The organism is Pelosinus baikalensis (assembly GCF_020819555.1).
Taxonomy (GTDB): Bacteria; Bacillota; Negativicutes; order DSM-13327; family DSM-13327; genus Pelosinus; species Pelosinus baikalensis.
Window position 1 is genome coordinate 64,009 of the sequence record NZ_JAJHJB010000016.1, and the last position, 12,781, is coordinate 76,789.

The following is a 12,781-nucleotide window of genomic DNA, read 5'->3' on the forward strand; positions in this document are numbered from 1 at the left end:
AAAAGGAGTAGTTATGTATGAAAAAAATATTGTTGATTGCGACTGGAGGGACAATTGCCTGTTCGGAAAGCGGCCACGGTTTGTCTCCTTCGTTTGATGCGGAGGGATTATTGGCTTTAGTTCCCGAAATAAAGGATATGTGTGATATCAGTGGCATGCTGATTATGAACATAGATAGTACAAATATGAATCCGCATTTGATGATAAAAATCGCTGAAACAATTTATGCAAATTATCATGATTACGATGGGTTTGTTGTAACTCATGGTACAGATACAATGGGATATACTTCAGCGGCATTGTCATATATGCTGCAAAATATTAAGAAGACCGTTGTTGTAACAGGTTCACAAATTGCAATAGGGGAATTATATACGGATGCAAAGAAGAATATATCGGATGCTATACGATTTGCAATTGAAGGTATACCGGGTATTTTTGTTGCTTTTGACGGAAAAATTATCAATGGAACCAGAGCAAAAAAAATCAGGACTCGTAATATGAATGCCTTTGAAAGTATAAACTGCGCCAACGTTGCCGAAATAAAACTGGGAAAGATTACTTTTAGCAAAGACGTTTGCAATATATTAAAGGTTGATGCAAGCAAGCCATTCAATTTGCAGACTTCCATATGTACGGATGTGATGGTAGTTAAGCTGTTTCCTGGAATAAAACCGGATATTCTTGACTTTTTGAAGGAGCATTATAAAGGGGTAATTATTGAAAGTTTCGGAATCGGTGGAATACCTTGTCAAGAGAATAATGATATTCTTACGAAAGTGAAAGAACTCATTGCTGCCGGAGTAGTGGTCGTCATTACCACTCAATGTCTGGAAGAGGGAATTGATTTAGGCATATACGAGGTAGGACAAGAAATCGCTAAAAATGCGGTTATTTGTGCAGGAGACATGAATATAGAAGCCAGCATAGTTAAATTAATGTGTGCTTTAGGTAAGTTCAAAAATATCGATGATATTAAATACTATTTTGAGACACCAGTGCTTGGCGATATTAGTGTATAAGTCTGTTCCAGTCTTGCATCTTCAGCAAACCAGCGACTCCTGTTTTTTGCACATTCATGATAATTCTAAAATGAGCTTTGTCCCCCGTGCTTCAATTGTACTTTAGCAATAGCCGATTCATAATCTGCATGTAAGAAAAGAATAATGTCCGGATCATAATTGCAAAATTACAAAAAGTATACTTCCTTTAACTCAGAATTTTCTTTACGCAACTTACGCAATTCATCATCAAATAAATTTTACACCTTTTCCCGGACTTTTCGAAGTCCGGGAATTGTTTTTTTACAAAAAGAGGCCTGCCACACCATTTTAGTGCGACAGCCCCTTTAACTATTTACGCATATTAAAATGAAAGAGATTTACAGCCCTCTAGCAGCCAATTCATGCTCTGCACTAACTAGCTTCACACAAAGTGCAACCAATTCCATAGCTTGTTTTAATTCTGACAATGGAGGGAAGGTAGGAGAAAGACGAATATTTTTGTCTTCGGGATCTTTGCCATAAGGGTAGGTAGCACCAGCAGGAGTGAGTAGGACGCCGGCAGCTTCAGCTTTTGCTACTATTTCTTTTGCACATCCTGGGAGAGTGTCGAGACTAATAAAGTAGCCGCCTTGCGGTTTGCTCCATGAAGCAATATTTTCGCCGCCCAGCTCTGATTCTAAGATATCCAGGACTAAATTAAATTTAGGATTAATAATGGCTGCATGTCGCACCATATGTTCCTTTATGCCAGCTTCATTTTTGAAGAAGCGGACATGACGCAGCTGATTTAATTTGTCTGGCCCGATGGTTTGTATATTAAGCTGTTTTTTAAGCCAATTAATGTTGTTAACACTACTGACCAGCATAGCAATTCCAGCGCCAGGGAAACTAACTTTAGATGTTGAGGCAAATTCAAAAACACGGTCAGGATGACCTGCGGTATTGCAGGTTTGCAGAATGTTAAGTAATGTGCCAGGGGTATCTGTGAGATGATGTACTGCATAAGCATTATCCCAAAAAATACGAAAATCAGGTGCTTTTGTAGGCATTGCTGCCAAACGCTTTACAACGATATCAGAATAGATAATACCAGTGGGATTACTATACTTTGGTACACACCAGATGCCTTTAATTGCTGGATCGGAGGCCACTAAGTTTTCAACTTGGTTCATATCCGGCCCATCATCTTGATAGTTAACTCTGATCATTTCAATTCCTAAGTGCTGGCAAATGGCAAAATGCCGATCATAACCAGGACTGGGACAGAGGAATTTTACTTTTGGCAGCTTACTCCAAGGGACATCACTTTCTGGCAAGCCATGCAGCATGGCGCGAGAAATTAAATCATGCATCATGTTTAAGCTGGAATTACCCCCAATGATAATTTCCTCGGGTTTTGCATCTAAAATCCAAGAGAAAAGTTTCTTTGCTTCGGGAATACCGTCGATTCCGCCATAGTTTCGGCAGTCAATTCCATTCGAAGCTTTATAATCGGATTTGGTAAGGCAATCTAAAAGATCAGCAGAAAGATCTAATTGCTCAGTGCAGGGCTTTCCCCGGGACATATCTAATTTAAGGTTTTGAGCCTGAAAATCTTGATAGCTCTTAGATAATTCAGCATAATAGCCTTGTAATGTTGTGTTACTCATGTCTTTCAATTTACTCATTTTTACATCTCTCCTTCACATTCTTTCATTATATTGGAATTAGTAAGCCAAAGGCAATAGGTTTTCACAAAAACGATAGTATGTATTCTGAATACGTTATGAAAGGCAATGATAATTTCTGATACTAAAAGCAAAAAAAAACTTACTAATTTAAGTAAGCAGTCTAACATTCAGATTGATATTTTTCTTTGTATGCCTGTTTATTTTGGGCAATTTCACTTAATAAATCAATGAAGAGATCAATTTCATTGCTATTATTATAGAATCCTAGACTTAGCCGTACTAATCCAGGAAAAGGAACTTCAGGTTGCTGTTGATAATAGGTTAACTTGTTGGGGGTTAGACCTAAAAGCTTTTCAACATAGGGATGAGCACAGAATAGGCCGCTTCTTACAGCGATACCCCCTTCATAGGAGAGCATCTTTGCTAACAATTCATGATGGACACCTGGAAGATCAAAAGAAATGATGCCTAGTCGATCTTCATTCTTTTCAGCACAGCAATATAATCTTAGATCAGGAATGGATGTTAATTTGTGAATGGTATAGTGGATCAGCTCTTGTTCGTATTGATCTATGACATTCATGCCAATCGACATTAAGGTCCTAATTGCCGCTGTTAATGCTACTACACCCATAACATTAGGAGTGCCTGCTTCCTCTTTATGAGGGGAAAGAGACCATTCGATAAATTGATGTGAAACTAATTCTACTGCACCGCCGCCTTTACAAAAAGGCTCTTGTCTTTCGAAGGTTTCCTGTGGACCAATGAGAACTCCAATGCCAAAGGGTGCATACATTTTATGGGCAGAGAATACTAGATAATCGATGTGTTCTGGAGAATCATAGTCTTTCATGTCAATAGGGGCATGAGGTGCCAATTGTGCTCCATCTACAAGAATTTTTGCGCCATGCTGATGAGCTAATCTGGCGATTTTATGAATTGGATTTTTATAGCCAGTTACATTGGAGGCTCCAGCAACGGCGACTGTTTTTACTCTTCCTCTATAATTTTTTAATTTCATTTCTAAATCTTCTAAAGAAAACATGCCGTTTTTATCGATAGTTACATAATCAATAGTAAATTTATCTCTCCACGGTAAATCATTCGCTAAATGCTCCATATCGGAAGCGAGGATGACCTGTTTATCATCCTTTTCTGCTAAAATAAAAGACAGCAAATTAATAGACTCAGTGGTATTTTTTGTATAAATAACAACATCTCTCTGATGATCTGCATTCACGAAGTTTTTGATCACGTCTCTTCCTTCTTCATAGATATCAGATGAAAGCAGGGATTTGTAACCTGTACCGCGGTGAATGGATGAATACCAGGGGGCAAAATTAAATATTTCGTCCATGACTGCATGCAGGGGGGGAGTGGTTGCTGCATTATCAAAATTAATGTAAGTAACGCTGCTGCCGTTGATTAAGGGCACTTTTTCTTCTACTCCGACTACTAAATTTCTAAGATTTGAGTGTAGTATCATATTGTGTCCTCCAATCTTGATATTGGATACTCTTCATAAAGTATTTACACTATATGTTATTCTATGCATAATTCAAGAGATTTTACACAAGAGAGTAGATAAAAAGAAGATAAATTAATCGTGGCTTGATCATTTTTCACATAAAAAAGTATTCCTAGTAGAACTTTGTTCTTCTAGGAATTTTTTTGCGAAAAATCAGAAAGTGTAAGTTATTTTACAATTGTAATTGTACCGGCTTTCCTTGGCGCAGGCTTAGGAGTACTTCTTCCCGGGAAACCTAAGGCAGCAGAGCCATAGATTCTGTGTTCAGGAGGAACTCCTAATTCAGTTAAATGGTCTCTAATTTCGGGTAAATCAGAAATTAGTACTAATAAATGTATCCAGCAAGAACCAATACCCAAAGAGTGGGCTGCTAAAAATATATTTTGCAAAGCTGCTGTACAATCAGATTGAGGGGCGGCAGAAGCAGAGCTTATAGAGTTAGAAGCGATAACAAGGGTAGGAGCATGATAGAAAAAATTAAAGTTCGGTGCCTCAGCTACTTTCTTTAAGAAATCGATATAAGGCATACTGGGATCTTCACCAGGATGCTTTACCAGTACTTTTTGCACAAGGGAATTGAATTGTGCTAATTTTTCTTTACTATGTATTGCAGTAAAATGCCAAGATTGTGCATTCATACCCGTAGGAGCAAAGGTTGCCGCCTCTAAAATTACGTTTAAATCAGATTCGGGGATTTGTTCCTCCTTAAAGACTCTGATGCTTCTTCTGGTCAAGATGTTGTTAATGATCTCATTCATTCAGCATTCCTCCTAAAAATAGAGTAGTAATCTCTCGAAAAAACAAGTATCTCTAGTCGTAAGCAGGCAATAGATGAGCATAACTAACGCTCCGCCGTTTTACTTAACCTACACTTATAGTTATGCTCATCCATTGCCTGTCTAAATGAGACTTTCCGAGAGGCATACACTAGTATGATCGCTTTCAATGAATAGGGTAAGCAATCATATACCATTGATTAACATTATAATAGGGAATGGGTTTTTCGCAAACCCTAAATAATAAGATTGCTGTCAAGACTAAAAAGCAATTTGCAGGATTTTTATCTTTTGATGATAAATACAGGTAATAGGTATCGAATTGTTATCTGTAAATTAGTTCTATAAATGGATTGGGAGGTTTATGAAAATGATAGAAGAACTAGAGTTTGCCCAGGAGCTTATTGACTTTATTTATGAAAGTCCAACGGCTTTTCATGCTGTGGATACAGTAAAAAAGCGCCTGCATCATTGCGGTTTTATAGAAGTTCGGGAAGATGAAACGTGGAATCTTAAAAAAGGTGGTAAATATTTTGTAACCAAGAATGATTCTGCAATAGCTGCTTTTGTTTTAGGAATTGGAAATCTGGAGGAGTCGGGCTTTAAAATTATAGGAGCGCACACCGATTCACCAACTTTTAGAATTAAGCCTGCACCAGAGATGACTAGTGAAGGAAGCTATATCAGACTCAATACGGAATTGTATGGCGGCCCTATACTAAACACCTGGCTGGATCGACCATTAGGGGTAGCAGGAAGAATTACGGTAAGAAGTGAAAATATCTTATATCCAGCAACTAAGCTTGTAAATATAAAAAGACCGATCCTTATTATTCCGAACCTTGCAATACATATGAACAGAGAAATTAATAAAGGTATAGAACTAAATCCCCAAAGAGACACACTGCCACTGTTGGCTCATGTAAATGAAAGGTTAGAAGCGGGAAATTATCTGCTCAATGAGATTGCAAAAGAGTTAAAGGTAGATGTATCAAGTATTATCGACTTTGATTTATACCTTTATGAATACGAAAAGGGCAGTATTATTGGTCTTACTAATGAGTTTATATCTTCAGGAAGATTAGATGATTTAGCGATGGTTCATGCAGGTCTGGAGGCGCTCTTAAGAGCCCCGGCAGCACAAGCAACAAATGTACTGGTCGCCTTTGATAATGAAGAAATCGGCAGTAGAACCAAGCAGGGAGGAGATTCACCATTTCTTTCTACTGTCTTAGAGCGGATTCTTATTTCCCAGGGCAAAGGACGAGAAGAGTTTTTTCGATCACTGGCAAAATCTTTTATGATTTCTGCAGACCTTGCCCATGCTGTACATCCCAATATGGGGGAAAAGCATGATCCTGTAAATAGACCTATTTTAAATAAAGGACCCGTGATTAAAATTAGTGCCAAGCAAAGCTACACTACCGATAGTAATTCTGATGCAGTTTACGAAGAAATATGTAAAAAAGCAGGTGTACCTGTACAAAAATTTGTTAATCGCTCTGACTTAGCAGGCGGCTCTACCATCGGTCCTATTTCATCGACTCATTTAGCTATACGCTCTGTAGATATGGGAACTCCTATACTTGCTATGCATTCTGTCAGGGAATTGGGAGGGGTCTTAGATCATACCTATGTAACAGCATCTTTTGAAGAATTTTATAAGTTGTAAGGAAGCAATAAGAAGGACGCTGATGTGTTCTGATAATCAGAATATCTTGACTTATATTCTTCGTGATCAAATAAGGGACACGGAGCATATAAATAGAAAAGATGCCTATCACTTACTACATGAGAAGGATAGGCATCCTTTGTTATTTTATTTGGGATTAATCGGCAGGGCTGTAAATGGGTAAAAAGAAAACGGGTACGATTGTGTCCGGGAGAATAATAGGCAGCTATGTTTCAAAGCAACTGCATAAGTTGACATAAGAAAAGCCTCCGCAAAACCTGCGAAGGCTTGATTTTCATGGTGACCCCGGAGGGATTCGAACCCCCGACCTATTGATTCGAAGTCAAGTGCTCTATCCAGCTGAGCTACGGAGCCATTTAAGTCACATGATCCATTGTATCGAATGATAGCTGAAATGTCAAATTTTATTAGTAATATTAAATTGAGGATTTTTTTATTGGAACAAAGAAATAATAATTACTGTGCATCTGATTTCTTAAAGATAGACTGATTAAAGTACGGTTTTCCGATGAAATATCAGATGAAATATGAAAGTGAGGCGATATAATGGATGGACGCGGGCCGATGATTATATCTACTGAAAATTTGTGGTTAATCATTATAGCAATCGCAATGGGAACGATAGCAAGGTTGCTTGTACTAAAAGTCGATTATAAACAATATCCTTCCTACCCCAATGGAGTTCTCATTCACGTAGTGCTGGCATTTGTAGCCGCATCCATTGGAGCTGTTGCTATTCCAGCTATCAAGTCAAACAATTACACGGCTGTCACTTTTCTTGCATTGGCTGTTCAAAATTTTCGTGATGTTAGAAAGACGGAAAGAGAGAGCTTAAAAGATTTGGAGGAGACCGAATACACTCCTCGTGGGAATGCGTACATAGATGGAATCGCCAAGACTTTCGAAGCAAGAAATTATTTTGCATTGGTTGTTTCCCTAACCACGGCTGCTTCTATGGAGATCGTTGCTGCATTACACATCGGTATAATGTATCAGGTGGTGGTAGGGATTCTTGTCGGATGTATTGTTTATCAGGTGATTAGTAGATTTTCCAAGGGGAAAAGTGTCGGGGATGTTGCAGCCGTTCGTCTTGCCGAAATAAAAGTAGAAGGCTGCGAAGTTTCTGTAGAAGGTACTTTCGTAACTAATCTTGCAGGAACTCAGAACGCTCAGAAGATGATTGCGAAGGAAGGGGTAGCGGTTATCATTGAACCCAACCAGAAACATTCTGCTATTGCACTTCATAATTTTGGGCAGCGAAAGGCAATTCTTTTTGAAGCGACTCGGACACTTGGGGCTAAGCGATATAACTTCACACGAAAAGACTATGAAACAGGAAAAATTATCATATTATTTGTGCCTATCGTTAGAGATCTTGAGAAACTGATTGACGTTGTTAAGAATACACCTTTATTAGAATCCGTTAAAAAGAGTCATGCCGTATTACGATCAAAAGCGGTGGAGGAGTAAACATGGGGAATGAAAGTACACAAAGGCAGACAGCAACAATCATTGCTGCAGTTACTCTCTCAAATCATAAAATACTAAGTGCAGGTGAAGCATTCGTCCTTGAAGCTAAGGATGAAGAAGAGCAGCAAAAGCTAACACTTGAGATAGCAAAGACGGTTAAAGGGGATGTAACACAATTGAGTAATGGGATCTATTTGATTCTTAAAAGTTAAAAAATAGTACAGCATAAAATAGACTTATGCTGCACTATTTTTTAACTTCGCAGACTAGCTTTTTAAAAACATCTTCTTCCGAGTGGGAATCTTTTATTTCATTTCCAATAGGTGCTGGAGGAGGGGCATCGAGAGCTCCATTGGAATGATTTGTTATAGATCTTTCGATGTTTGCCAACCGATCCAGCAAGCGTTCAAATTCCCAGCGGTCAACAGGTTGTAATTCATCCTTGAGTATAAATCCAAATCGTCCATTGGGTTCAATGGTTCCCCATTTTACATCAGATACTTTAGAAATACTTGCTTGACGAAGTTCCATTTCTAGTTGTTGAATTGTCATTCGAACTTGTTTGAGCCTTTCTCGTTTCATCTCTCCATTTTCAATGAGCACTACAGGATGTCCAGTAAAAATTTTCTTTAAGAATGGAAATCTGATTTCAGAGTACTCAATTGCGATCAGAGTAAACACGGCAACTGCAACTAGCACAAAGGTATCGATTAGTTCAGCTCCTACAAGGGGTTCAATTAGAACGGTACCCACTGCTAACATGACTACCGTTTGGGCTACGGTCATTTGGGCTAGGGATTTGCGTCCTGCAATGCGTAAAATAAGTGTGCCGTAAAGTATTGTGAGCAAGGTTTTCCAAACAAGGGAGAAATCAAGAGTACCCAATTTACATCACCTAAACTAAATTTGCAGCTCTGCAAAATAGAAAGGCTAAGCAGGCACCAAGCATGGGTCCAACGATAGGAATCCAAGCATATCCCCAGTTTGAGCTGCCTTTACCAGCGATAGGCAAGATCGCATGAGCAATACGAGGACCTAAATCACGGGCAGGATTGATCGCATAACCCGTGGTTCCGCCCATACTCAGACCGATTCCCCATATTACCATCGCAATGATATAGATATTAAGACCAGTACCGAAGCCTGGATTGCCTTGGACGGCTTTACTAGCAATGGTAAAAAATGCGATTAATAAGAAAGCAGTTGCTAATAGTTCACAAAGCAGGTTTGCCATAGGGCTATTGATTGCAGGGCCCGTGGAGAATACGCTTAGCTTACCTTCTTTGCTATCCGTGACTCCCCAGTGAGGAAGATACATTAACCAAGTGATAGTGCCACCTGCAATGCCGCCAAGTATTTGAACAAACATGGTAGGAATAGCCTGTGCAAAGGTGTATGTACCTGCAAAGGTTTTGAAAAGAGTAACAGCGGGATTCAAATCAGCCTGAGGGGCACCCAGGGAAATAGCAGCAAAAGCACCAATCATAACGCCGAAAGCCCACCCTGCAGTAGTACAAATCCAGCCAGCTCCTTTGGCGTAAGACTTCTCTAAGGTAAGATTTGCATTCACGCCACAACCAAAAGAAATTAGCACTAAAGTACCAAAAAACTCGCCAAATAAATTTGTCATATTTCCTCCTTGAGATGATATGATAGTTTTTTTAGTAATCTGCAGATACAGTATTAATATACGCATTACTTTATTTGCTATACAGAGTAAGTATTTATCTTTGGCAGAAAGATCATACTTATTGTTGGAGCGCTGGTAGACAAGTAGTTTAAAGTGTAGGATAATAAAATTCTAAAACAATGTTGGCGGAGGTGTTTTTGTGCGACAAAAATTAAACTTAATTACCTTAGGTGTGAGGGATTTAGCTGTATCTCTTCAGTTTTATCGAGATGGCTTAGGCTGGAAACCTTCCAATGCGAGTCAGAATAATATTGTTTTCTTTGATTTAGGTGGTGTGGGCTTAGCCTTGTATCCTCGGAATTTACTTGCAGAAGATGTAACGGTAAGTGCAGAAGGTACAGGATTTTCAGGGATTACGTTAGCACACAATGCTAAGAGTGTGGAAGAGGTTGATTGGGTTTTATCTAAAGCTGAAAAAGCAGGTGCAAAGATCATAAAAAAAGCCCAGAATGTTTTCTGGGGTGGCTATAGCGGTTACTTCTCCGATCCTGATGGTCATTTATGGGAAGTAGCTTGGAATCCCATGATCGGCTTTGATGAAAAAGATGCTTTACTCTTGTAGTAACTGTTCTGCTCGTTATAAAACTGTACTAATACAGTTTACCTTATTGCAATTGAGGATTGTGATACATTAGGATATAATGATGCAAAGAGTCTATTATTATGAAGCGCACATGCGCTTCTAACTCATTTCTAGTGTAGGTGATAAATTATGAAACTAATCGTATCTGATTTAGATGGCACTTTTCTGGATTCGAATCATGAGGTCATTGAGGAAAATGTTGCGGCGCTTAAGGCGGCTCAAAGCAAAGGAATGGAAATTGCGATTGCAACAGGTAGAAATTATGGAAATGTCTTGGCGCTATGCCAACGGGCGGGCCTTAAACCTCACGTAATATCAAATAATGGTGCATTTGTGTATAATAAAAATGGAAATCAGATAAAAGCGATTGGTTTGGATAAAGATCACGTAAGAGAAGCTCTTGATTGGCTTAGCTATCGTAAGTATTTCTATACATTATGTACGGATCATTTCGTATACATGCCAGCTAATGCGCATACTATCTTAACCCGTGATTATGAAAATGCAATTAACCATGTCAGGAAGATGACACCTGAGAAGCTTAGGGAAGGAATCGATGTTTTTCTAACCTTAGATAGTGCAGTGTTTGTCAATAATTTTAATGAAGTACTAGAGCAAGATTTTGTTTTTGGTAATATTTCAGCGATCACTTTAGATGATGACAAGTTGCGTCATGGGAGGGAGTATTTTAGTAATTACACAGGTATGTCAATGACCATAGCGGGCAAGGATATTTTTGAAATGATTCATCCCTCTGCATCTAAAGGTAATGCATTAGAGACTTTGATAGCACATTTAGATATTTCGTTAGATCATGTAATGGCATTTGGTGATAACTATAATGACATTTCTATGCTGCAAAGAGTTGGTTTTAGTGTAGCAGTTGAAAATGCGGAAGACGACGTCAAAAAAATCTGTAAGTATGTATCTCTTTCAAATGACAATAAGGGTGTAGCCTATATGATACACAAGCTCCTGGGCTAAGGATTATCTTATAACCACAAAGACGCAAAAATAAAGTCCTTTGTGTCCTTTGCGTCTTTGTGGTTCCTTTTTAAGTTTTATTTTATAATTTATCAGCAATAGATCGTATATTGCTCTAATCATAAAATAAAAGCCTTGCAAAAATTCTAATAAAGAATTAGCGAGGCTTTATAAGATAAACAACCATACTACAGCACCCATTTAATGATGACGATTCTTTAAGAACAGATTATGAGCAGCTTCGATTACTGCACAAAGTAAGAAAAATATACAGACAATAGTACCTGAAAATTTAAGGACATCCACTGCGATGGAACAAAACATATGCCATGATCCAACAATTGGTGCAATAAGATAAATTCCTAAGAAGATTGTTGAGGATAATAGTAATAAATAAGCTGATGGATAGTTATCAAACATATTATCATCTCCTTGGTTTTATTATATCACTCTGAATAAGCGTAGTCTAGCATTAAGCTGAATATTTTGAAAATTATAACAAGAAAATGTTAAAGCTTTAGTTACAGTATAGTATGATATAAGATATAAAAAAGGTAGAGAAAGAAGAAAATATACATAAAAAGCACAGAGCACACTAAAGGGAGTTGATAACCCTTAGTGTGCTCTGTGCTTTCATGTATCGAACTAAAATCCTATGATTTCTATGATGCTTTTTTACTTCAAGCGAAAGGATACTGGCAATGATGTATAACATGCTACTGTTTTGCCGCTATCCCGATCCTTGGCCGGTACGAATCTCCATTTTGCTACTGCAGCTACGGCTGCATCATCCAAGGATGAATGACCAGTAGAGCGGCTTACAGAAATTTCACCGGGACGACCATTTGCTAAAATCTGTACTCGTAGCACCGCAGTACCTTCCAAACCAGCCTGTCTGGCATCTGATGGGTAGGAGGGATCTACTTTTGATAAGATACCTGGTGCGGCAATACCGCTGCGTGAACTACCGCCGCTTACCGCAGCAGACGCTGTAGAGCTACTAGAACTGCTAGCTTCACTAGATGATGATGCGGAGGAGGAACTTGGTGCTTCAGCCTCTGTCATGGTTAAATTGCTGGCTGTAACAACAGGCTCCGCCTTGACAACTGGAGTACTTGTTTGGATTTGTTCTATTTGCGTTGTTTCCGTTGGAATTTGTTTTGGTATATCCTGGGAATGATGTGACTCCGGTAGAGATGGGCTATTTCCAGCTCGATCTGCCGGGTCACTTATTAAATCCATTTCCAGAATGACCTCTTCTTGTATTGGCAAGGCAGCTGTAAATCCAGAAGCGATATAGCCTGCCGTCACTAAGAGGAGAATATGAAGAAAAAAAGATACAGCCATGGCTTTACGCCAATGAAATGCATAGGACATAGCTGA

General features: G+C 38.7%; 13 protein-coding genes and 1 tRNA gene. 6 read left to right on the forward strand and 8 right to left on the reverse strand.

The window, feature by feature from the left end; translation table 11 throughout:
• The first annotated feature begins 17 nt into the window (after nucleotides 1-17).
• Complete coding sequence (locus LMF89_RS12715; RefSeq protein WP_229535408.1) at nucleotides 18-1,022, forward strand: asparaginase; 1,005 nt, start codon at nucleotides 18-20, stop codon at nucleotides 1,020-1,022.
• A gap of 359 nt (nucleotides 1,023-1,381) precedes the next feature.
• Here the strand turns inward: LMF89_RS12715 and LMF89_RS12720 are convergent, their stop codons facing one another.
• From LMF89_RS12720 to LMF89_RS12730, 3 genes are all read right to left on the reverse strand, one after another.
• A complete protein-coding gene (locus LMF89_RS12720) occupies nucleotides 1,382-2,671 on the reverse strand; it encodes an aspartate aminotransferase type Ic (RefSeq protein ID WP_229535409.1) in 1,290 nt (429 codons plus the stop codon).
• Between the two features lie 163 nt (nucleotides 2,672-2,834).
• Entirely contained in the window at nucleotides 2,835-4,160 is a 1,326-nt protein-coding gene (locus tag LMF89_RS12725) for an aminotransferase class V-fold PLP-dependent enzyme (RefSeq protein WP_229535410.1), read from the reverse strand.
• 209 nt (nucleotides 4,161-4,369) lie between these two features.
• Nucleotides 4,370-4,960 (reverse strand): nitroreductase family protein, encoded by a 591-nt coding sequence (locus tag LMF89_RS12730; RefSeq protein ID WP_229535411.1) that lies wholly within the window; start codon nucleotides 4,958-4,960, stop codon nucleotides 4,370-4,372.
• 388 nt (nucleotides 4,961-5,348) lie between these two features.
• Here LMF89_RS12730 and LMF89_RS12735 point away from each other — a divergent pair, with 388 nt between their 5' ends.
• Nucleotides 5,349-6,650: a M18 family aminopeptidase gene (locus LMF89_RS12735; RefSeq protein ID WP_229535412.1), complete on the forward strand. Its 1,302-nt coding sequence runs from the start codon at nucleotides 5,349-5,351 to the stop codon at nucleotides 6,648-6,650.
• 298 nt (nucleotides 6,651-6,948) lie between these two features.
• On the opposite strand, the gene LMF89_RS12740 is transcribed toward LMF89_RS12735, so the two are convergent.
• Nucleotides 6,949-7,025 (reverse strand) — tRNA-Arg (locus LMF89_RS12740).
• A gap of 192 nt (nucleotides 7,026-7,217) precedes the next feature.
• On the opposite strand from LMF89_RS12740, the gene LMF89_RS12745 reads away from it, so the two are divergent.
• Together LMF89_RS12745 and LMF89_RS12750 are read left to right on the forward strand one after the other, a co-directional pair.
• The gene (locus tag LMF89_RS12745) at nucleotides 7,218-8,141 is read left to right on the forward strand and encodes a YIEGIA domain-containing protein (RefSeq protein ID WP_229535413.1); all 924 of its coding nucleotides are present in this window, start codon (nucleotides 7,218-7,220) and stop codon (nucleotides 8,139-8,141) included.
• 2 nt (nucleotides 8,142-8,143) lie between these two features.
• Nucleotides 8,144-8,353 (forward strand): capping complex subunit for YIEGIA, encoded by a 210-nt coding sequence (locus LMF89_RS12750; RefSeq protein WP_229535414.1) that lies wholly within the window; start codon nucleotides 8,144-8,146, stop codon nucleotides 8,351-8,353.
• Nucleotides 8,354-8,387: 34 nt separating this feature from the next.
• Here the strand turns inward: LMF89_RS12750 and LMF89_RS12755 are convergent, their stop codons facing one another.
• Entirely contained in the window at nucleotides 8,388-9,026 is a 639-nt protein-coding gene (locus tag LMF89_RS12755; protein ID WP_229535415.1) for a DUF421 domain-containing protein, read from the reverse strand.
• A 10-nt stretch (nucleotides 9,027-9,036) separates the two neighbouring features.
• Nucleotides 9,037-9,771, reverse strand: a complete 735-nt coding sequence (locus LMF89_RS12760; protein ID WP_229535416.1) for an MIP/aquaporin family protein — start codon at nucleotides 9,769-9,771, stop codon at nucleotides 9,037-9,039.
• A gap of 199 nt (nucleotides 9,772-9,970) precedes the next feature.
• On the opposite strand from LMF89_RS12760, the gene LMF89_RS12765 reads away from it, so the two are divergent.
• Complete coding sequence (locus tag LMF89_RS12765) at nucleotides 9,971-10,393, forward strand: VOC family protein (protein WP_229535417.1); 423 nt, start codon at nucleotides 9,971-9,973, stop codon at nucleotides 10,391-10,393.
• Nucleotides 10,394-10,543: 150 nt separating this feature from the next.
• Nucleotides 10,544-11,398 (forward strand): Cof-type HAD-IIB family hydrolase, encoded by an 855-nt coding sequence (locus tag LMF89_RS12770; RefSeq protein ID WP_229535418.1) that lies wholly within the window; start codon nucleotides 10,544-10,546, stop codon nucleotides 11,396-11,398.
• A 201-nt stretch (nucleotides 11,399-11,599) separates the two neighbouring features.
• Here LMF89_RS12770 and LMF89_RS12775 read toward each other — a convergent pair whose 3' ends face one another.
• Complete coding sequence (locus LMF89_RS12775) at nucleotides 11,600-11,818, reverse strand: hypothetical protein (protein ID WP_229535419.1); 219 nt, start codon at nucleotides 11,816-11,818, stop codon at nucleotides 11,600-11,602.
• Between the two features lie 255 nt (nucleotides 11,819-12,073).
• Nucleotides 12,074-12,775, reverse strand: coding sequence for an energy transducer TonB (locus tag LMF89_RS12780; RefSeq protein WP_229535420.1), 702 nt, complete (start codon nucleotides 12,773-12,775; stop codon nucleotides 12,074-12,076).
• Nucleotides 12,776-12,781: the final 6 nt, after the last annotated feature.